At 72.4% G+C, this 21,495-nt stretch carries 15 protein-coding genes; 7 read left to right on the top strand and 8 right to left on the bottom strand.

The window, feature by feature from the left end; genetic code table 11:
• Positions 1 to 119 precede the first annotated feature (119 nt).
• The 6 genes from BFV98_RS25055 to BFV98_RS25030 all read right to left on the bottom strand — a co-directional run bounded on the left by BFV98_RS25055 (position 120) and on the right by BFV98_RS25030 (position 6,920).
• Positions 120 to 1,874, bottom strand: a complete 1,755-nt coding sequence (locus BFV98_RS25055; protein ID WP_071097970.1) for a substrate-binding domain-containing protein — start codon at positions 1,872 to 1,874, stop codon at positions 120 to 122.
• Positions 1,875 to 2,051: 177 nt separating this feature from the next.
• A complete protein-coding gene (locus BFV98_RS25050) occupies positions 2,052 to 3,086 on the bottom strand; it encodes a lactonase family protein (protein WP_176921724.1) in 1,035 nt (344 codons plus the stop codon).
• Positions 3,087 to 3,187: 101 nt separating this feature from the next.
• Positions 3,188 to 3,790, bottom strand: a complete 603-nt coding sequence (locus tag BFV98_RS25045) for an ATP/GTP-binding protein (protein WP_013288179.1) — start codon at positions 3,788 to 3,790, stop codon at positions 3,188 to 3,190.
• Positions 3,771 to 4,160 (bottom strand): DUF742 domain-containing protein, encoded by a 390-nt coding sequence (locus tag BFV98_RS25040; protein ID WP_013288180.1) that lies wholly within the window; start codon positions 4,158 to 4,160, stop codon positions 3,771 to 3,773. The genes BFV98_RS25045 and BFV98_RS25040 overlap by 20 nt, the downstream gene beginning before the upstream one ends.
• Positions 4,150 to 4,572, bottom strand: coding sequence for a roadblock/LC7 domain-containing protein (locus BFV98_RS25035; RefSeq protein ID WP_013288181.1), 423 nt, complete (start codon positions 4,570 to 4,572; stop codon positions 4,150 to 4,152). The genes BFV98_RS25040 and BFV98_RS25035 overlap by 11 nt, the downstream gene beginning before the upstream one ends.
• On the bottom strand, positions 4,572 to 6,920 hold the full coding sequence (locus tag BFV98_RS25030; protein ID WP_071097967.1) for a nitrate- and nitrite sensing domain-containing protein: 2,349 nt from the start codon (positions 6,918 to 6,920) through the stop codon (positions 4,572 to 4,574). The genes BFV98_RS25035 and BFV98_RS25030 overlap by 1 nt, the downstream gene beginning before the upstream one ends.
• A gap of 303 nt (positions 6,921 to 7,223) precedes the next feature.
• On the opposite strand from BFV98_RS25030, the gene BFV98_RS25025 reads away from it, so the two are divergent.
• From BFV98_RS25025 to BFV98_RS25005, 5 genes are all read left to right on the top strand, one after another.
• Positions 7,224 to 7,823, top strand: a complete 600-nt coding sequence (locus BFV98_RS25025; protein WP_013288183.1) for a hypothetical protein — start codon at positions 7,224 to 7,226, stop codon at positions 7,821 to 7,823.
• Positions 7,824 to 7,836: 13 nt separating this feature from the next.
• Positions 7,837 to 8,889, top strand: coding sequence for a hypothetical protein (locus tag BFV98_RS25020; protein WP_071097965.1), 1,053 nt, complete (start codon positions 7,837 to 7,839; stop codon positions 8,887 to 8,889).
• Between the two features lie 125 nt (positions 8,890 to 9,014).
• Positions 9,015 to 10,673 (top strand): sodium:solute symporter family protein, encoded by a 1,659-nt coding sequence (locus tag BFV98_RS25015; RefSeq protein WP_013288185.1) that lies wholly within the window; start codon positions 9,015 to 9,017, stop codon positions 10,671 to 10,673.
• Between the two features lie 17 nt (positions 10,674 to 10,690).
• Complete coding sequence (locus BFV98_RS25010) at positions 10,691 to 11,014, top strand: hypothetical protein (protein WP_013288186.1); 324 nt, start codon at positions 10,691 to 10,693, stop codon at positions 11,012 to 11,014.
• 74 nt (positions 11,015 to 11,088) lie between these two features.
• Complete coding sequence (locus BFV98_RS25005) at positions 11,089 to 11,472, top strand: hypothetical protein (protein WP_013288187.1); 384 nt, start codon at positions 11,089 to 11,091, stop codon at positions 11,470 to 11,472.
• A 108-nt stretch (positions 11,473 to 11,580) separates the two neighbouring features.
• Here the strand turns inward: BFV98_RS25005 and BFV98_RS25000 are convergent, their stop codons facing one another.
• Entirely contained in the window at positions 11,581 to 13,389 is a 1,809-nt protein-coding gene (locus BFV98_RS25000; RefSeq protein ID WP_071097963.1) for a glycoside hydrolase family 6 protein, read from the bottom strand.
• Positions 13,390 to 14,022: 633 nt separating this feature from the next.
• Here BFV98_RS25000 and BFV98_RS24995 point away from each other — a divergent pair.
• Together BFV98_RS24995 and BFV98_RS24990 are read left to right on the top strand one after the other, a co-directional pair.
• A complete protein-coding gene (locus BFV98_RS24995; protein ID WP_071097961.1) occupies positions 14,023 to 15,270 on the top strand; it encodes a hypothetical protein in 1,248 nt (415 codons plus the stop codon).
• A 79-nt stretch (positions 15,271 to 15,349) separates the two neighbouring features.
• On the top strand, positions 15,350 to 16,153 hold the full coding sequence (locus BFV98_RS24990; protein WP_071098985.1) for a class F sortase: 804 nt from the start codon (positions 15,350 to 15,352) through the stop codon (positions 16,151 to 16,153).
• Positions 16,154 to 16,217: 64 nt separating this feature from the next.
• On the opposite strand, the gene BFV98_RS24985 is transcribed toward BFV98_RS24990, so the two are convergent.
• Positions 16,218 to 21,281: an NAD-glutamate dehydrogenase gene (locus BFV98_RS24985; RefSeq protein ID WP_071097959.1), complete on the bottom strand. Its 5,064-nt coding sequence runs from the start codon at positions 21,279 to 21,281 to the stop codon at positions 16,218 to 16,220.
• Between the last annotated feature and the right edge of the window lie 214 nt (positions 21,282 to 21,495).

The following is a 21,495-nucleotide window of genomic DNA, read 5'->3' as shown; positions in this document are numbered from 1 at the left end:
TTATGGTTACCGATTGATTCGGACGCATTACCGTCAGTTCTCATCCCGTGTCTTGACCCGGGAAGCCTTCCGCCGTACCGGATTTCCGGTACGGCGGAAGAGTAGCGCTGAGCTTCAGGTCAGCGGGGGGCGGGCGGCCGCAGCGCGATCGCCCGCAGGAAGATCTCGCCGATCTTGCTGGGGTCGGTGGTGACGAAGGCGCCACCGCCGGTGACCTTGGTGATCGACTCCAGCTCGGCCCGGTTCACCTCGGTGCCGATGCCGATGATGATGACCTGGACCGGCTGCTCGTCGTCCTTCAGCTTGTTCAGCTGGTCCAGCAGCGCCTTCTGCGAGATGCCGTCGTCGTCCTCGTTCTTGCCGTCGGTGAACAGCACGATCGAGTTGACCTTGCCCGGCTCCCAGTCCTGCTGCACCTTCTTGTACGCCGCGAGCATGGTGTCGTACAGGCCGGTGTTGCCGCTGGAGGGCTTGATCGAGGCCAGGCCGCGCTGGAGCGAGCCCCGGTTGCTGGACAGAGGCTTTATTCCGACCAGCTCGCTCCAGTCCTGCGAGCCCTGGAGGTTGGTGGAGAACGTCCAGAGGCCGATCGACCAGGAGTCGTCGAACAGCCCGAGGCCCTGGCTCGCGGCGGCGACTGTGACCTGCTCCCGACTCGCGCCGTTGGCGGTCGCGACCGGCTTCTTCATCGAGCCGGACACGTCGATGACGCAGAGCATCCGGCCCGACTGGGTGGCCACCGACCAGGTCGTGGTCGCGGTCGAGATGGCACCCGGGTCGAGGTCGGCCGCGCCGCCCTGGCCCGACGGCGGCACCTGGCTCGCACCGCCGTTGGCCGGGCTCGGCGCGCCGGTCGGCGCCTGGAAACCCCGGCCCCAGTTGCCGTCCGGTGCGCGCAGCGCCTGCGAGGCGAGCCGGTCCTTGAAGCCCGGCGTACGCAGCACCTCGAAGAGGACCCGGGCGGCGGACGCCTTGGTCGGCTCGATGCCGGGCAGCACCGCGAACGGGTAGTCCAGCGGGATCGGCGCCGGCTCCAGGTAGAGCGCGGCGAGCCGGATCGGCGGCTTGGTGCTGTTGTAGGCGATCACGTCCTCCTCGGACAGCGCCGCCGCCCCCAGCCCGTTGGCGATCGCCGTCGGGTCGGACGAGCGCGGGAACCGCGCGAGGAGGTCCTGCCGCAGCGAGGAACGGTTGGTCGCCAGCGCCCGCAGTGCGCCGACCATCGCCTCCTGCGCCTTCGGCGAGCCGGACTCGCCGGTGGAGCTGGCCGCGGCGGTCAGCGACAGCAGGCCGGACAGGCCGGCCGCGTCCTGGGTCGGCTCGACGATCCCGGCCCGCAGCGGCTTGCTGGCGGTGACCTGGGTCAGCAGGTCGGACCAGCGGAGCTTCTTGTCCGGCCACCCTATGCGCGAGGCCACCGGCTCGGGCAGCGCCACCACGACCGGGCTACGGGCGATCGAGGCGCCGTTGGTCGGCGCGAACGCGCTGGCCCCGCCGCTCTTGAGCCGGACCAGCCAGGTCGACGAGTCCGGCACCCAGACGTCGGGGGTGACAGCGGTGCCGCTGGCCTGCCCGACGCCGGCGAGCGTGGCGCCGTGCTTGCTCGCCACCGCGGCGGCCACCTCGACCGACTCGGACGAGGAGATGTTCACCGCGATGCAGGTCCCGCCCACCGCCGCACCGTCGGCGACCCACTGGTCGGCGGCGGCGCGCACCGCGGGGGCGATCTCCGGGGCGGTCGCCACCGACAGCTCGATCCGGCCCGAACAGTTCGGGCCGGCCAGCTGCTGGTAGCCGAACCAGGAGCCGGCTACGACGGCGACCAGGGCGGCCGCCACGGCGGCGGCACCTGCTCCGCGGAGGTGAGAACGCATGCGATGGCGGCCAGACACGGTGACCATCTTGCGTACCTCGTGGGGTTACCACCACAACCGTTCGGACGAAAGTTACGCAGCAGAAACAGTTGATCAGCTAACTCATACGCTAAGTTACTGGTCAGTCATTTATGGTAATGTCAATCCACTTCGGACCGCCAATTGGTAACCGTCCGGTCACGGTAGGACGCACGTCGGGCTCGCCACCGGCACCGGCTCCCCCACCGGCTCGAGCACCCCGCCGTCCGGATCGACCCGGAAGATCCTGATCATGTCGGCCCGCTCGTCGGCCACGTACAGGTGCTCACCGGCGAACGCGAAGTGCCGCGGCCACTCACCGCCGGTGTCGACCTCGGCCACCAGCTCCGGCGCGGCGCCGTCCAGCGCGAAGACAGCGATCGTGCCCACGCCGCGGTTGCCCACGTAGAGGAAACGCCCGCCCGGCCCGACGGCCACCTCGGAGGGCTGGACGTGGCCGGTCCGGCCGCTGGCGTCGACACGCGTCGACTGACGCGGCCCGTCCGGCGTCAGCTCGTACGCGGTGACAGTGGCGTCCAGCTCACCGACGAGCCAGCAGCGCCGCCCGTCCGGGTGCCGGGCGAGGTGCCGGGGACCGGTCCCGGGCGCCGTCCGCAGCCGGGGCTCCCGCTCGGCCAGCCGGCCGGTGGACGCGTCGACGTCGTACCGGTAGACGGAGTCGGTGCCCAGGTCGACCGCGAGCAGCCCACCCCCGGCCGGGTCGGGCGAGACCATGTGGCAGTGCGCGTGCTCCTGCCGCTGCGGGTCGGCGCCGTGGCCGGAGTGCCGGACCAGGTCGGTGCGCTCTCCCGGCGCGCCGTCGGCGTCCAGGCCGAACACCGCCACGCTGCCGCCGCCGTAGTTCGCCACGAACAGGTGCCGCCCGTCCGGGGCGACCGCCAGGTGGCACGGCTCCGCGCCACCTGTCTCGCGGACGCCCAGCGGCGTGAGATCGCCGTCCGGGGCGAGCCGGAACGCGCTCACCAGCCCGTCGGGCAGCTCGTTGCACCCGTACAGCACCGGCAGCGCCGGATGCCGCACCAGGAACGACGGCGACGGGGTGACCGCCACGACGCCCAGCGGGGTCAGTTCCCCGGTCGCCCGGTCCCGCCGGGCCGCCACGACGCCCTCGGCCCGCCCACCCGTCTCCGCCGTGTAGCCGCCGATGTGGACGATCTCGTCCTGCCCGGTCACCGCTCCCACCTCTCGTCGGTCCTGACTGCGATCCAACCAGAGGCTTCCCGGTGACGCGCCCGGTCAGTCCTGCCAGACCCGACGGATCGGGCGTCGAGGGCTCAGCCCACCGGCACCGGCTCGCCGCGCTGCCGCGCCACGTGCTCGACGAGCGAGATCAGCACCAGCTTGCCCGACTGCCGGTCCCGGGCGTCGCAGAGCACGAGCGGGACGTCCGGGTCGAGGTCCAGGGCGTCGCGGACCGCCTCCAGGCCGAACCGGCGGGAGCCCTCGAAGCAGTTGACGCCCACCACGAACGGGATGCCCCGCTGCTCGAAGTAGTCGATCGAGGGGAAGCAGTCGGCCAGCCGCCGGGTGTCGGCGAGCACCACCGCGCCGAGCGCGCCGAACGCCAGCTCGTCCCAGAGGAACCAGAACCGGTCCTGGCCCGGGGTGCCGAACAGGTAGACCTGGAGGTCGTCGTTGATGGTGATCCGGCCGAAGTCCATCGCCACCGTAGTCGTCGACTTCTGCTCGACCCCGGAGACGTCGTCGGTGCCGAGCCCGGCCCCGGTCAGGACCTCCTCGGTCTGCAACGGCCGGACCTCACTCAACGCGCTGACCAGCGTCGTCTTTCCGGCGCCGAAGCCACCGGCGATGAGGATCTTCAAAGCCAGCGGCACTCGCGGCGCCCCCGGCTCCCGGTCATAGCGCACGGAGTCCACTGACCACCGCCTTGAGGATGTTGTCGTCGGGCAGGTACGCGGTGGCCGGTGGCCGGTGCACCGCGACGAGCCCATGGGCGAGAAGGTCGCCGAGCAGCACCCGGACCACGCCCACGGCGAGGTCCAGGTCGGCGGCGAGGTCGGCCACGGCCTTCGGCCGCCGGGCCAGCTCGATCAGGCGGCGGTGCTCCGGCTGCAGACCGGGCGTGCCGGCCGGGTCCGCGTCAGAAGTGGCGAGCACGAACGCCAGCAGGTCGAAGCCGTCGACGGGTGGGCGCACCCGGCCGCCGGTGAGCGTGTACGGACGCACCACCGGCCCGGCGTCGGCGTCCAGCCACTCGTGCTGCGGCCCCGGCGACTCAGCGCGCATCGGTCCGCTCCCCCGCCACCCGGCTCGGCGCGGCCAGGTTCTCCCCGACCCGGATGACGAGCATCGCCATCTCGTACGCCACCAGGCCGATGTCGGCGTCGGCGTCGCTGGCCACCGCCAGGCAGGCGCCCTGCCCGGCGGCGGTCACGAACAGGTAGGCCGACTCCATCTCCACCACCGTCTGGCGGACCGCGCCGCCGCCCAGGTGCCGGGTGGCGCCCTTGGCCAGCCCGGAGAAGCCGGACGCCAGCGCGCAGAGGTGTTCCGCGTCGGTGCGGTCCTGGTCGGTGGAGGCGCCGAGCAGGAGCCCGTCCGCCGAGAGCACCACCGCCTGGCGGGCGGCGGGGACACGCTCCACCAGGTCGTCGAGCAGCCAGTCGAGATCGGCGTTCTGCCGCGTCGTGTGCACCACTAGGCGTCCCTCTCAGTCGCGGTTCGTTGGTCCGGCGCCGGCGGGGCGGGCTGAACGGCCGGCCCCGCGGTGGTGGACGGCGTACCGGTGTCGCGCGGTTCGGTGGTGGGGGTGGTCGGATCGGTTCCGGCGGCGCGCGAGCCGTCCCGGCGTCCCCGCGCGGTGCCGGCCTGCAACGCGGACATGGCCCGGCGGGCCTCCTCCGGGGTGCGGTGGGCCGGGGTGTCGGCGACCGCCGCGCGGGGTCGCGCGGTCGCGCCGCGGCGCCGGATCCGGCGAGGCAGGCCGTCGCCGTCGGCGGGTGGCTCCACAGTCGAGGCGCGGGCCGACTGCAACGGGACGACTGTGTTCTCCGACCGGTCCCGGCCCGGCCGGGCCGGCCGGCCCGGCCGGGGCACAGTGGTCAGGCGGGTCACCTTGGCCAGGCGCCGCCGTTCCGGCCCGGCGGAGGCGTCCGCGCCCACCGGCGGCTCGTCGGTGATCAGTTCCGACGGTACGAACACCGCGGCGACGATCCCGGCCGGGCGGGACGGCCGCAGCTCCACCCGTACGCCGTGCCGGGCGGCCAGGCGGGCCACCACGAACAGCCCGAGCCGGGCACTGCCGGCCGGGTCGAACTCCGGCGGCTCGGCCAGCTTGCGGTTGGCCTCGGCCAGAGCCGGCGCGGACATGCCCAGCCCCCGGTCGGTGATCTCGATGGTGTAGCCGCCCGGGACGCTCCGGCCGCTGACGTCCACCCGGGTGCCGGGCGGGGAGAACGTGGTCGCGTTCTCGATCAGCTCGGCGAGCAGGTGGATCACGTCGCCGACGGCCCGCCCCAGCACCCCGGCCGACGCCACCTCGCCCACGTCGACCCGGTCGTACGCCTCGACCTCGGAGATCGCGCCGCGCATCACGTCGACAGCCGCGACCGGGCGGCGCCAGCCCCGTCCGGGCGCGGCACCGGCGAGGATGACCAGGTCCTCGGCGTGCCGCCGCAGCCGTGTCGCCAGGTGGTCGACCTGGAACAGCCCGGCCAGCTCGTCCGGGTCCTCGGTCCGCCGTTCCAGCCGGTCCAGCAGCGCCAGCTGCCGGTGCACCAGCCCCTGGCTGCGCCGGGCGAGGTTGAGGATCACCTCGTTGAAGCCCCGGCGCAGCGTGACCTCGTCGACGGCGGCGCGGACAGCGGTCCGGCGCACCTCGTTGAAGGCGCGCGCCACCTGGCCGATCTCGTCGCCGCCGTGGTCCAGCTCGGGCGCCTCCCGGGCCACGTCGACCTCCTCGCCCCGGCGCAGCCGGGCGACCACGTCGGGCAGCCGGCGTTCGGCCACCTCGGTCGCGGCGGCGCGTACGCCGGTCAGCCGCTGCGCCAGCGACCGGCCGACCCGCAGCGCCACCAGCACGCACACCACGATCGCGATCAGGCCCAGCACACCGGCGGCGGCGAGCTGCACGAGGATCCGGGTGGCCATCGGCACCGACCGCTCGGCCAGGGCGTCCGCGCCGCGCAGCTCGAAGTCGCGCATGCTCTGCCAGACCTCGGCGTGACCGGTGTCCCACGCCCGCATGTCGAACCGGGCGGGCAGCGCGGACGAGCGGATCAGGCTGTCCTGGAGCGCGCGCAGCTTGAGGAACCCGGCACCCTCGGTCATCCGCTGGTACGCGGTCCGCTCCCCCGGCGGCAGGTCGGCGACCGCGATCTCGGCCAGGAAACGCTGGTTCTCGACTGTGCGTACCAGTTGCTCGTGCTCGCCCTCGGCGTACCGGCCCGCGGTGACGGCGCCGGCCAGCAGCGCGTCGGCCTGGCCGAGCAGCTCCCGGGACCGGCCCAGCGCGGTCAGCGCCGTCGCCTCCCGGTTGAGCTGCGCGTCGGGCAGCGCGGCCATCGCGCCGAACGCCTGGAACGCCGAGCCGATCATGCCGCTGTAGAGCCCGACGGCGCCGGCCCGGTCGACCTTCCGGTCGTCGATGAAGGCGCGCCCGGCGGGCAGCGCGTCGAGCGCCGAGACCAGTTGGTCGAGCCGGTTGTCGAGCTGGGCGTCGGCGACGTCGCGCAGGTCCCCGCCGTCGACCTTGCGGCGCAGCTCGACGATCGCGTCGTCGGTGCGTACCCGCTGCTCGGTCAGCTCGGGGAGGGCGCGGTCACCGGCGAGCTGGACCACCGACAGCCGCCGCTCCCGTTGCAGCTCGGCCACCACGGCCTCGCCGGGACGGCCCAGATCGTAGAGGAGGGTACGCGCGGAGAGCAGGTCGAGCGCGGGCCCGAAGGTGAGCGTGGTGGCGAAGATCCACAACGCCAGCAGCCCGGTCACCGGGCCGATGACCAGCGCGGTCAGCTTGGCGCGGATCGGCCAGTCACGGGTGTTCAATCAGACCTCGCCCGGGAAGGTGTCGCTCGGTGGCGCCGGCAGCGGCCGTCACGTTCGCCGGCCACGACGCCGGGCCCCGGCCCGGACGCCTTGGGCAGGATACGTAATCCGGGGCGGATGCACTACCGGCCGTCTCGGCTCTCGCTACGGTCCGAGACGGGCAGGAGGGCCTCAGTCGGACATCGGCCCGGCACCGGACGGCGGTCGCGACATCGCGCCTTTTCCCGGCCGGGGCGGAAAGTACGGCACAACGGGATTGGCGATCACCCGCGCGAGGGAATACCAGCGTGCGAAGGAGGAGCCATGTCGTCCACCCAGGTAGTCGTCATAGTCATCGTCGTCGCCGTCATCGCCGCGCTCGTCGCGGTCGCCGTGGTCGCCAGCCGCCGCCGGGCGCTGCGCGAGCGCTTCGGCCCCGAGTACGACCGGGTCGTCGCCGAGCAGGACAGCCGCAGCGCCGCCGAGCGTGAGCTGCGGGAACGCGAGCGCCGGCACGCCGAGCTGGAGCTGACCCCGCTGAGCCCGGAGTCCCGGGCCCGCTACGCCGCCGCCTGGGAGGAACTCCAGGTGCGCTTCGTCGACTCCCCCGCGGAGACCGTCGGCGAGGCCGACGAGCTGGTGAGCCGCCTGATCGCCGAGCGCGGATACCCCACCGGGGACTTCTCGGACCAGATCGCCCACCTCTCCGTCGAGCACGCCCGCACCCTCACCCACTACCGCGACGCCCACGAGATCCGGCAGCGCAACGAGCGCGGTGAGGCCGGCACCGAGGACCTCCGGCAGGCGCTCGTGCACTACCGGGCCCTCTTCGCCGACCTGCTCGGCGAGGAGCCGGTGCCCACGTCCACGCAGCAGCCGGAGCAGCGCCACCCCGACCACGACCACGACGTCCCGAGCCGCTGAGGAGGCCGCCGCCATGCGCCAGGAGGAACAGCAGGTCACGCAGGACCACCCCGAGGCCGTCCGGTCCGCACCGGTGCCGGTGCCGCAGCCGGGTGAGCACACCGACGCCGGCCGGCGCGACGCCGACCGGGCCGACGTACCCGAGGACGCACTGGACGACCGGGGCACCTTCGACGACCCGGCGGTCGCCGACGAGCGGCGCGACGCCGAGGTCGACGAGACCCGCGCCTACGACGCCGGGGAGCTGCGCGACGCGGCCGACCGGACCGACGACGACGGGCGGGCCCCGTACCACGAGCCGGCGCCGCTGCCGACGGCGTTCGGGGCGGCCACGGTGGGCGACGCGGTCGCCGCCTCGGCCCTGGCGGGCGGTCGTCCGCAGGACGAACGCGACGCGCGCGACGAGGACACCGCGGCGCCGGGCGACGGCGCGCCGGGACGTACCGGCCCGCTGGACGACGAGCGGGCCGACCCGACGGCCGGGGACCGCCTGCACGACCGCGACCGCTGGGACGCCGAGCACACCGACGGCGCCGACCGCGACGGCGTCGTCCGGGACCACCGCACGGTCGACGGCATGGTCCGGGACGACGCGGTCGCCGACGGCGCGGTCGGGTACGGCAGCGCCGAGCCCGGCCTGGTCGACCCGGACGCCGAGGCCGTCCCCGCGGCCGACGGCGCCGACCGGCGGCACGACCGGGTGGACACCGACACCGCCACCGCGGCGGCGGGCGCGGCAGCCGCCGGCGCGGCGCTGTCCGGCGCGGAGCGGCCCACGCCCGGCGCGGTACCCGCCGACGCGGCGACGCTGTTCGCGCCGGAGGCCGCGCAGGGTTTCCGGGATCGCTGGCGCGACGTGCAGCTCCGCTTCGTGGACGACCCGCGCGCCGCGGTCGGCGAGGCGGAGTCGCTGGTCGAGGAGGCGATCGAGGCGCTCTCCACCGCCCTGCGGGAGCAGCGCACCCGGCTCGGCGCCTGGCAGGAGTCCGGCTCCACCGACACCGAGCAGCTCCGGGTGGCCGTACGCGGCTACCGCGACTTCCTGGACCGCGTGCTGGGCCGCTGAGAAACCGCCACGAAGCCCCGGCCGGTGACCGGCCGGGGCTTCCGCGTACCCGGACCGAACAGCAGGTATGAAACCTCGCAATCGGGGTAGGTGCGGGCAGCGGTGCACACGAGGGGAGCACGGGCATGGGCGGCGGCGGCCTGCGGTTGAACATGAACGCCCTGGACTATCTGATCCTGGCGCTCTACTTCGTCACGGTGCTCGGCGTCGGTTTCGCCGCCCGGCGCGCGATCCGTACCAGCGTGGACTTCTTCCTCTCCGGCCGCTCGCTCCCCGCCTGGGTCACCGGCCTGGCGTTCGTCTCGGCCAACCTGGGCGCGCTGGAGATCATCGGCATGGCCGCCAACGGCGCCCAGTACGGCATCATGACGGTGCACTACTACTGGATCGGCGCCGTGCCGGCGATGGTCTTCCTCGGCATCGTGATGATGCCGTTCTACTACGGCTCCAAGGTCCGCAGCGTCCCCGAGTACCTGCGGCTGCGCTTCAACCGCCCCACCCACCTGCTCAACGCAATCAGCTTCGCTGTCGCGCAGGTGCTCATCGCGGGCGTGAACCTCTACGCGCTGGCCCTGATCATGCAGGCGCTGCTGGGCTGGCCACTCTGGTTCGCGATCATCGTCGGTGCGGTGATCGTGCTGGCGTACATCACCGTCGGCGGGCTCTCCGGCGCGATCTACAACGAGGTGCTCCAGTTCTTCGTGATCATCGCCGGTCTGGTGCCGATCACGGTGATCGGGCTGGTCAAGGTCGGCGGCGTCAGCGGCCTGATGGACGCGGTCCGCGACTCCAGACTCGGCGAGGCCGGACTGCACGCCTGGGAGGGCACCGGCAGCACCGGCAACCCGCTCGGCGCGCACTGGCTGGGCATCGTGTTCGGCCTGGGCTTCGTGCTCTCCTTCGGCTACTGGACCACCAACTTCGCCGAGGTGCAGCGCGCCCTGTCCGCACGGAACATGAGCGCCGCCCGGCGTACGCCGATCATCGCCGCGTACCCGAAGCTGCTCATCCCGGCGGTCACCGTGATCCCCGGCCTGATCGCCCTGGTCACCGTGAAAGGGCTGGGCGCCGACGAGGGCGACCTGGTCTACAACAACGCGATCCCGCTGCTCATGCGCGACCTGCTGCCCAACGGCGTGCTCGGGATCGCGGTCACCGGCCTGGTGGCCTCGTTCATGGCCGGCATGGCGGCGAACGTCAGCGGGTTCAACACCGTCTTCACGTACGACATCTGGCAGGCGTACTTCCGGCGGGACCTGCCGGACGAGCACTACGTGAAGGTGGGCCGGATCGCCACCGTCGGCGCGGTGGTCATCGGCATCGGCACCGCGTTCATCGCGGCCGGGTTCAGCAACATCATGAACTACATCCAGGCGCTGTTCTCGGTCTTCAACGCGCCGCTGTTCGGCACGTTCATCATCGGCATGTTCTGGCGGCGGATGACGCCGCTGGCCGGGTTCTGGTCGCTGCTGTCCGGCACTGTCGTTGCCACCGCCACGTACCTGCTCTACAAGGGCGGCGTGATCAGCTTCAACTCCGACCTGGAGGAGAGCTTCTGGGGCGCGGGCCTGGCCTTCGCCACGGTCGCGGTGGTGGCCGCGATCGTCACGCCGCTGACCCGGCCGAAGACCGACGACCAGCTGACCGGGCTGGTGTACGGCCTCAGCGACACCACGCTCGCCGACGACTCGCTGGCCGGCGACACCGCCTGGTACCGCTCCCCGGTGCTGCTCGGCGTCGTCGCCGTGATCCTCGCCGCCCTGTTCTACATCCCGGTCTTCTGAAGGAGGGGACGCACGCCATGGCAGACAACGCGGACCGCCACTACCAGGGCGGCGAGGCGCACGACCCGCTGGTCGACGAGACCGAGGACGCCCGGGAGGAACGCTCCGCCGCGGCCCGGCTGTTCGACATCCGCCGGGTCATCGGCGGCCTGTTCGTGGTGTACGGGCTGATCGTCGGCCTGATGGGGCTGTTCGACACGTCCGCCGAGATCGACAAGGCGCAGGGCGTCCGGATCAACCTGTGGGCCGGCGCGGCGATGCTGGTGTTCGGCCTGCTGATGCTGCTGTGGCAGCGGCTGCGCCCGACCGAGACGCCGGAGCCGCACCGCGACGAGTCCTGACCCCTCCGCCCGCATGGCGCGGCCCGCACCGGGTAGGCCACGGGGATCACGCGAAGGGACAGGAGGGCAGCAGCATGACCGATCGTGACCGCGGTGGCGAGCGGCCGCTGGAGGAGACCCCCGAGGTGGCCGCGGCGGTGGACGACGACAGCACGGTGCCCCAGTTGCGCAACGACGGCACCGACCCGGACAACCCGACCTTCACCGAGCCCGACGGCGCGGTGCCGGACACCGGGTCGCCGAACCTCATCGGTGACCCGTACGCGGCCGGGACCGGCGCGACCGGCACCGGTACCGGCGCCGCCCCGGACGACATCCGCACCGGCGCCGAGCAGCCCTGGGATCCGGAGGACCTGGTGCAGGCCCGGGGTCAGGACGTGACGCCGGAGAACCTGGAGCGGGCCCGCCGCGACCTGGCCGAGCTGGGCCGGGCGGCGATCGAGCGCACCGTTCCCTGACACCGGAACGGCCGAGGGCCCCTGGCCGACGTGGGCGTCGACCAGGGGCCCGGGGAACCCGCGCGGCGGTGCCTCACTCCCGCCGCCGCGGGTGGCCCTCACCGCGGCTCAGGAGAGCGGCGGGTACGCGTTCTGCATGAGCTGCTGGAACTGGGCCGGGAACCACGCGCCGGAGATCGGCGCGTCCGGCAGGGCGCCGGACATGCTGTTGCCGTTGCGGGCGTTACCGGTGTAGGTCGGGTCGCACATCCGGTCGAAGCCCTTGCCCTCGTTGTTCGGGATCTCCTTGCTGGAGCCGTCCGACTCACCCGGGGGCTTCACCCAGACGTAGGCGTCGATCCCGGTCTCCGGGTTGGCCCGCGGCCGCTCGCCGAGACCCGCGCCGGCCTGGTTGCACCAGTTGCCGGCGTGAATGCGCCGGTCGACCCGGCCGCCGTTGACGTAGGCGTCCACGCTGGTCATGGGGCCCGGGCCGGTGGGCCGGGCGGAGCCGCCCCAACCGTTACGGGAGGTGTCGATCAGCATGCCGATGTTGCTGTCGAAGCCGACCGAGACCAGCTTCTGCCGGAACGCCTGGGCGAACGACAGCTCGTCGACGTACTGGTTCCAGTCGATCCACTTGGACTGCCGGACCGTCTGGCCGTTCACCGAGTCGGTGACCTTGACGTACGGCTCCTTCAGGGCGGAGTAGTTCGCCGTGTTGACGATGAAGCCCTGCACGTTGGCGACGGTGCTGCCGGACGCGACGGCGGCGGCCTTGAGCTGGTCGGCGACCGGGCCGAAGTTGCTGTCCCAGCCGATCCAGCCGTGGTGGGCGGCGTCGATGTAGTTGTAGACGTTGCCGATCGCGCCCAGCTTCGCCAGGGCGTAGCCGACACCGTTCACGTACGCGCCGTTGGCCTTCACCGTGTCGCACATGACCGTGCCGCCCGGGTTGCCCGAGGTGTTGGTCACCAGGTTGGGCAGCGAGTCGATCTCGATGATGTTGACGATGCGCAGGTTCCGGTACTTCGAGTCACCCTGGATCGCGGCGATCGGGTCGATGTACTCGGCCTTGTAGCGGGGCAGCTCGTCCGGGCCCAGCTCGCCGTTGGAGGCCAGCGCTGCGCAGTCCCGGCCGGGCAGGTTGTAGATGACGAACTGGATGTAGCCGGCGCCCTGGGCGAGCGCGGCGTCCAGGTGGTCACGGACGCCCATCGCGCCGTTGGAGCTGCTGTCCGGCGTGCCGTTGATGGCGGCGATCCGGTCGATCCAGACCGCGGTCGGGTTGTTCGACACCCGGCTGCCGCCGGACACCGATTCGGCCTTGGCCTTCCACTCGGGGTTCACGTACCCCTTCACACCGACGTACGGGTTGTCGACCCGCTGCCCGGGCGGCGGGGTGCTCGTCGGCGGCGTCGAGGTCGGCGGGGTCGACGTCGGCGGCGTGCTCGTGGGCGGCGTGCTGGTCGGCGGCGTGCTCGTCGGCGGCGTGCTGGTGGACGGCGTGCCGCCGTTGCACACAGTGCCGTTGAGCGTGAACTGGGTCGGCTTCGGGTTGCTGCCGCTCCAGGAGCCGTTGAAGCCGATGGTGGTGCTGGCGCCGCTGGCGAGCGACCCGTTGTACGACTCGTTCTGCGCGGTGACGTTCTGGCCGCTCTGGGACCACCTCGCGGACCAGCCGTTCACCACCCGCTGCGAGCTGTTCGGGAAGGTGAAGCCGAGGTTCCACGAGCTGAGCGCGTCACCGATGTTCTTGATGGTCACGGTGCCGGTGAATCCACCGGGCCAGTCGCTGGTCGTGTACGTCACGCTGCACTGGGTGGCGGCCTGCGCCGCGGTGACCGGGAGGGTCACCAGTCCACCGGCTACCAGGACGCCGGCGCCGGTGAGCGCGAGCGTCCGGTTCCGGCCGGACAGCCTTCTCCACAGATTCATGCCACTGATCTCCTTGGGCGAGACCGGATCCGCGTACGGCCCGGCGCAAATGGCGGCGGCAGTCGTCCTGCGGGAACGACCGTGCGCGCCACGGGTTTCTTCGGGGGACGCCCGACCCGGACGGGCGTTGTGGGGGTGGTGGTGCCGACCGGTCCGCAGGACCGGCCGATGGAGCCGGACGTCGGCCGGTGGTGCCGGCTGCCCTCGACGTCTGAGCTCGCGGTGTGGCTCCCCGAACCGCGTGCAGCGATTCTTGCATGGGAGCGCTTCCATGGCAATGGCTCGATACGCCTGCCGCCCACCCTACCGGCGCCCGGCGCCACCACACCCCCACTCCCCGCCGCCCACCGGCGCCCCTCAGGTCGGGTGGAACGTCATGGGTGTCAAAACGACCCGGAGACACCCATGACGTTCCACTCGGTACGCGGACCGCGCGGAGGGGCGCCGACAGCACGAGTGGGACCGGCGTCGCGGGAGCGCCGTGGAGAGCCTGATCGGCGCTACCGGTCGGGCAGCACGCGCCGGGGCCACATCACCGGCAAATCCCTAAAAGCGAATCTTTCCCCGGATAAGTCGCGAAAAGGTCTAACGTCAGCCTTAGCTCGACTGACGTCGGGCTCAGGACGAACAGGGATGGAGACGCTGGTCATGGCTAAGAAGATGCTCGGGAAGGTGGTCGCGGGCGCCGCCCTCGGCGGAGCCGGCCTTCTCGCGTTCACCCCGGGAATGGCCTACGCGGGCGGGCACGACGAGGGCAAGGTCATCGCCAAGCCCCACGTGGTGAAGGCGGGGGACACCGTCGAGCTGCTCGCGATCTGCTCCGAGCCGCAGAAGCACGCCACCGTCTGGTCGAAGGTGACCGGCAAGGTCGACCTGCACCCGGCCCGCGACGGCGAGCACGGCGACTGGGCCGACCGCGGCGGCGACTGGGGCGGCGACCAGGACTGGGGCTGGGACGACAAGGGCCCGGACGGCAAGGACGACCACGGCAAGGACGACCACGGCAAGGGCCCCGACGGCAAGGACGAGCACGGCAAGGGCCCGGACGGCCGCGGCGAGCCGGGCGGGGAGGGGCACGGCCCGGACGGCAACGGACCCGGTGGCAACGGGCCGGGCGGGAACGGCCCCGGTGGCAACGGCCCGGGTGGCGACGGGCCGGGCGGGAACGGGCCGGGTGGCGACGGCATGCCGCAGCCTCCGGCGAACCAGCCCCAGCCGCCCGCCGGCCAGCCGGAAGGGCAGCCGCAGCCGGGTGGCGCGGGCGCCGGCGCGGCCGTCGACCCGGGCGACTGGCAGGGGCACGACGAGTACGGCCAGGACGCCGAGCCGGGCTGGGAGAAGGAGAAGGCGGGCGCGCCGGACTGGACCAAGGACGAGCACGGCCCCGACGGCAAGGACCGGTACGGCAAGGACGCCAAGGACGAGCACGGCAAGGACGACCGTGGCGGCCGGCCGGACGACAAGGGCAAGGACGGCAAGGACGAGCACGGCTCCTGGCAGGACGGCAAGGACGACTGGCAGGGCGGCAAGGACGACTGGCAGGCGAGCGGAGGCGCCTGGCAGGAGGACAAGGGCGACTACGGCAAGGACGCCGAGCGCGACTACGGCAAGGACGAGTGGGAGCACGGGAAGGACTTCGTCTACTACGGCGAGGCCACCGTGTCGCACGACGCCCGGCCGGGCCGGTACGAGCTGCGGGGCACCTGCGGTGAGGGCGAGCTGGTGGTCCTGCCGCGCGGTGGGGTCGACGGCGGCGACGGTGGCATGACGACCACCGGCGTGGACCGCAACCTCGCCACCGGCGGCGCGGGCATGATCGGCGCCGCGGCGCTGGGCGGCCTGGTGCTGCTGCGTCGGCGGCGGGCCGGTGGCCTGGTCTGACCGGACGACGACCCGGGCCGGCGGCCGTCACGGAAGTCCGTGGCGTGCCGCCGGCGCGGCCGTCGTCGTCCTGCTCGCCATGGCCGGGGCCGGTCTGATCGGCGCGTCCGTCCGGACCGCCCCGCCACCGTCCCCACCGCAGCCGATCTCGCAGGCGGCTCCCGTCACCACCGACCCGCTGAGCGATCCCCCCGGCGCCTACGCCGACCGGGACGCCGAGGGCCGACCCGCACCGGGCACCGAGGGCCAACCGGCACCGGGCACCACCGGCCAGTCCACACCGGACGGCACCGGCCAGCCGGCAGCGGACGCCGCCGGGGGCGGCCCGGCGACGCCGGGCCCACTGACCGGCGCACCCGGCGCCACCCCGGGCGCCGCAGCCGTCCCGGGCACCCCGGACACGACGGGCGCCGCCCCGGCTCCACTTCCCCGGTCCGCGCCGGTCACCATCTCGATCCCCCGCATCGGGGTGCAGGCGCCGATCATGTCGCTCGGCACGAACCCGGACGGCACGGTCCAGGTGCCCCCGCTGGACCAGGCCATGAACGCCGGCTGGTACTCCCCCGGCGCCAGCCCGGGCGAGGCCGGCAACGCGGTGATCGTCGGTCACGTCGACTCCGCCCAGCTCGGCCCGGCGGTGTTCTTCAACCTCGGCGCGCTGGTGGCGGGCGACACGATAGTGGTCGCCCGGCAGGACGGCTCGTCCGCCACGTTCACCGTGCGGGAGGTCGCGTCGTACCCGAAGACCGCCTTTCCCGCCGCGCAGGTCTACGGTCCGTCGGACGTCCCGGCCCTGCGCGTGGTGACCTGCGGCGGGGTGTTCGACAAGACGGCCGGGAGCTACCTGAACAACATCGTCGTCTACGCCCCGATGACCAGCTGAGGGCGGGAACGGCAGTGGCCCGGTGGTCGGGGAACCGACCACCGGGCCACTCGTGCGTCAGCGGTCAGGCCGCCGCCGAGGTCCGGACCAGGGTACGGATCTGGCGCAGCAGCACCGACAGCGCGGACAGGTCGGCGCGGGACTCGTCGAACTCCCCCATCGCCCGGTGCGCCCGGTGGATCGAGGTGGCGTTCGCCTGCTCCCACTCCTGCACCCGCTCCACCGGCGGCACGTCCTCCGGCGTGGACCCGAGCACCTCGGCGGTGAGCGCGGCCAGCGCGGCGTACAGGTCGTAGCGCAGCGCCATCCGGGCCAGCGTCTGCCACCGGTCCTCGCGGGGCAGCAGGGAGATCTTCGACAGCAGCGCGTCGACCCGGAACCGGTCGGAGAGCACGAAGTAGACCGAGGCCACCTCGCTCACGTCCCGCCCGGTGCCCTGCGCCGTCTCCACGATGTCCAGCAGGCCGAAGCTGTACATCAGGCGGGTCGCCTGCTCGGCCAGGTCACGCGGCAGCCCACGCTCGACCAGCGACTCGATGTGCGCCGCGATGGCCTCCCGCTCGGTGCCCCAGAACCGGTTCTCCAGGTCCGGCAGGAGCCGGGCCACACCGTCGCGCAGCCGGGCGATCTCCGCCGGCACGTCGATCGGTGACCTCCGGTTGGTGACCAGCCAGCGCACCGCGCGGTCGAGCAGCCGCCGGGTGTCCAGGTAGACGGCCGTCTGCAACTCGGGCGAGACCTTGTTGTCCAGCGCCTCGACCGCGTCCCACAGGTCACGCAGGCCGAACACCTCGCGGACCACCACGTACGCCCGGAGCACGTCCGCCGCGGACGCCGCCGTCTCCTCGACCACCCGGAAGACGAACGAGATGCCGCCCCGGTTGATCGCCTCGTTGACGAGGACGGTGGTGACGATGTCCCGGCGCAGCCGGTGCCGGCCCATCCGCTCGGCGAAGCGCTGCCGCAGCGGCGTCGGGAAGTAGTTGACCAGGACGTCGGTCGTCCACTCCTCGTCCGCCAGGCCCTCGCCGACGATCTCGCGCTCCAGCACGATCTTGACGTACGCGAGCAGCACCGCGAACTCCGGCGCGGTCAGGCCGCTCTCGGTGCGGACCGCCAGTTCCTCGTCCGACGGCAGCGCCTCCAGCGCCCGGTCCAGCGCGCCGGACCGCTCCAGCTCGTTGATCATCCGCCGGTGCACCGGGAGCAGCGAGGCGGCCTGGGCCTGGGCGTTGTTGAGCGCCCGTGCCTGGTCGTAGTTGTCCCGCAGCACCAGCTCGGCGACCTCGTCGGTCATCTGGGCCAGCAGCTCGTCGCGCTCCGGCCGGTCCAGCTCACCGTCGGCGACGGCCGTGTTGAGCAGGATCTTGATGTTGACCTCGTGGTCGGAGCAGTCCACACCGGCCGCGTTGTCGATGAAGTCGGTGTAGATGCGGCCGCCGGTCGAGGCGTACTCGATCCGGCCCTGCTGGGTGAAGCCCAGGTTGCCGCCCTCGCCGACCACCCGGCAGCGCAGGCCCTTGCCGTCCACCCGGATGGCGTCGTTGGACTTGTCCCCCACCTCGGCGTTGGTCTGGCTGGACGCCTTGACGTAGGTGCCGATGCCGCCGTTCCAGAACAGGTCGACCGGCGCGGTGAGGATCGCCTTCATCAGCTCCTGCGGGCTGAGCTGCGTGACGTCCTCGTCGAGGCCGAGCACCGCGCGGACCTGCGGCGATACCGGCACCGACTTCGCGGTACGCGGGTGGACGCCGCCGCCTTCGGAGATCAGCTCGCGGTCGTAGTCCTCCCACGACGAGCGCGGCATGTCGAACAGCCGCTTGCGCTCCTCCCACGACCGGGCCGAGTCCGGGTCCGGGTCGAGGAAGATGTGCCTGTGGTCGAACGCGGCCACCAGCCGGATGTGCCGCGACAGCAGCATCCCGTTGCCGAACACGTCACCGGACATGTCGCCGACGCCGACCACAGTGAAGTCCTGCGTCTGGGTGTCGTGCCCCAGCTCCCGGAAGTGCCGCTTGACCGACTCCCAGGCACCCCGGGCGGTGATGCCCATCTTCTTGTGGTCGTAGCCGGCCGAGCCGCCGGAGGCGAACGCGTCGCCCAGCCAGAAGCTGTGCGCCTCGGAGATCTCGTTGGCGATGTCGGAGAACGTCGCCGTGCCCTTGTCGGCGGCCACCACCAGGTACGGGTCGTCGCCGTCGTGCCGGACCACGTCCTCGGGCGGCACGATCTCGCCGCTGACGATGTTGTCCGTGACGTCGAGCAGCGCGGAGATGAACTCCTTGTAGCAGATCACCGCCTCGTCCCGGTCACCCGGCTTCTGCTTGAGCACGAAGCCGCCCTTGGCGCCGACCGGCACGATCACGGCGTTCTTCACCATCTGCGCCTTGACCAGGCCGAGCACCTCGGTCCGGAAGTCCTCACGCCGGTCGGACCAGCGCAGGCCGCCGCGGGCCACCGGCCCGTAGCGCAGGTGCACGCCCTCGAACCGGGGCGAGTAGACGAAGATCTCGAACTTGGGCCGCGGCGCCGGCAGGTCCGGGATGGCCTGCGGGTCCAGCTTGAACGCCACGTACGCCTTGGGCCGCCCGCCCACCGGCTTCTGGTAGAAGCTGGTACGCAGCGTGGCCTGGATCAACGTCAGGTACGACCGCAGGATGCGGTCCTGGTCGAGGCTGGCCACCTCGTCCAGCGCCTCGCCGATCGCGTCGACCAGCTCGCCGCTGCGCTGCCGGCGCTCGTCGAGCGTGGTGGCGCCCGGCGCGAACCGGGTCTCGAACAGCTTCACCAGCAGTTCCGCGATCTGCGGGTACGCGATGAACGTCTGCTCCATGTACTCCTGGGAGAAGACGGTGCCGGCCTGCCGCAGGTACTTCGCGTACGCGCGCAGCACGACGACCTGCCGCCAGGTGAGCCCGGCCCGGAGCACCAGCTCGTTGAAGCCGTCCACCTCGGCCTCGCCCCGCCAGGCGGCGGCGAAGGCGTTCTCCACGTGCGGGCGCACCTCGGCCAGGTCCTGGTGCCGCTCGGGCAGCTCCAGACCGAAGTCGTAGAGCCAGATCCGGCCGTCGACACGCTCCACCTCGTACGGGTGCTCGTCGACCACCTTCACGCCGAGCGAGTGCAGCACCGGCAGCACGGCGGAGAGCATCATCGGCTCGCCGTACCGGTAGACCTTGAACCGCACGTCCATCGCCTCGTCGGCGTCGGCGGCGCGGGCGGCGTACGGACGCGGCGGCGCCTGCTTGCGGAACAGGTGCATCTCCAGCTGGCCGGGCTCCTCCAGCAGCTCCAGCTTCGCCAGGTCCTTCATCGCCTCGTACGGCGTGTGCCCGTCCTTGTAGCCCTCCGGGAACGCGTCGGCGTACCGGGCGAACAGGTGCTTGGCCTGCTCGTCACCGAGCTTGCGTTCCAGCACCAGCCGGTAGTCGTCGTCCCACAGCCGGGTCGCGTCGGCCAGCTCCTCGGCGAGCAGGTCGGCGTCGATGTCGCCGGGCGGGTTGTTCGGGTCGGTACGCACGATGAAGTGCACCCGGGCCAGCATCGACTCGGTCACCCGCGTGGTGTAGTCGACGCCGACGCCGTTCAGCTCACGCAGCAGGATGTCCTGCATGCGCAGCCGGTTCTGCGTGGTGAACCGGTCCCGCGGCAGGTAGATCAGGCAGGAGATGAACCGCCCGTACGCGTCGCGGCGCAGGAACACCCGCAGCTGCCGGCGACCCGCCATCCGCAGCACGCCGATCACCGCGTGGTAGAGGTCGTCGGTCTTGATCTGGAACAGCTCGTCGCGCGGATAGGTCTCCAGGATCTGCAACAGGTCCTTGCCGGAGTGGCTGCGCAGGCTCAGGCCCGAGCGGTCGAGCACCTCGGCGACCTTGCGCCGGACCACGGGCAACTCCTGCACGCTGGTCCGGTACGCGGCGGTGGAGAACAGGCCCAGGAAGCGCCGCTCCCCGACCACCTCACCGGCCTCGTTGAAGATCTTGAAGCCGATGTAGTCGAGGTACGCCGAGCGGTGCACTGTGGCACGCGAGTTGGCCTTGGTGATGATGAGCAGGCGCTTCTCCAGCACCTTCTCGTGCGCCTCGGGCGTCATCGAGTTCAGCGACCGGGCCTCCGGCGAGTCGGAGCGCAGGATGCCCAGCCCGGTGCCGAGCACCGCCTCCAGGGCCTGCCCGCCGCGCGCGCCGTCGGTGTCGACCAGCCGGTACTCCCGGTAGCCGAGGAACGTGAAGTGGTCGTGCGCCAGCCAGCGCAGCAGCTCCACCGAGTCGGTGATGTCCTTCTCCGGCACCGGCGGGCGGTTGTCCGACGTCCGGGCGGCGGCCAGCTCGTCGGCGAGCGCGAGGGCCCGCTGCCGCATCTTCGGCCAGTCCTCGACCGCCTCGCGCACGTCGGTGAGCACCCGCTGCAACTCGCGCCGCAACGTCTCCCGCTCGGCCGGGTCGCGGACCGGGTCGATCTCGATCCGCATCCAGCTCTCGACCAGGTCACCGGCGATCGCGTCGTCCGGCTCCACGTCCGCCGACACCTCGGTGAGCCGGCCCAGCGGCTCGCGCCGCACCACGACCAGCGGGTGCACGAGCAGGTGCACGTCCAGGTGGCGGGAGTTCAGCAGGGCGGTCACCGAGTCGACCAGGAACGGCATGTCGTCGGTGACGATCTCCACGACCGTGTGGTGCTGCTCGGCGTCCGGCTCGTGGATGCGGAGCTTCAGCTCGCCCGGCACCCGCTGCTGGGCCAGGTCCCGGTGGGCCCGGGCCGCCTCCAGCATCTCCTCGGCGGTGAAGCCGATCAGCTCCTCGTCCGGCGCGAACCGCCAGAAGCGGTCCACGAGTGTGGCCGCGTCGTGGTCGTCGCCTGCCAGCGCGACCGCCTGGGCGACCAGCCGCTCCGCGTTGGGAACGGGCTCGTCCAGCTCGGCGTCCTCCGACTCGTCGGCCAGTGCCTGCGCAGGCAGGCCCAGGTCGTAGAGGGTGTCGATGCTGGAACCGGTCATCCCGGTCACTCCTGTGTCGAGACGGCTGAAACCGTCTCCGTCGGTCGCCGAATCGAAGCTGTCGTCGTCCCGGCCGGTGTCAGCCTGCCGGAGGTCGGGTCCCGGTTTGATCGCCGGACGCCGGTCCATCGGTGCCACTCCCCTCGACCCACCGCGTTGTGGGTCACTCTGCCGCCCAGCCTAGGCCCTACCGCGCGGTACCTCCCGCGGCGGACCACTGGCCGGACGTCCGGATCGGGACTCTGTCCTTTCACCCGTTGCGGGTCCGTGGTCGGCCGCTCGCGGAGTACCCCGACTGGCGATGTTCATCACACTGCCACACGCCGCTTCTGGCGCTGCCGGA

Source organism: Micromonospora sp. WMMB235, assembly GCF_001855515.1.
Classification (GTDB): Bacteria; Actinomycetota; Actinomycetes; order Mycobacteriales; family Micromonosporaceae; genus Micromonospora; species Micromonospora aurantiaca.
This window is presented reverse-complemented; position numbering and strand designations above follow the sequence as displayed.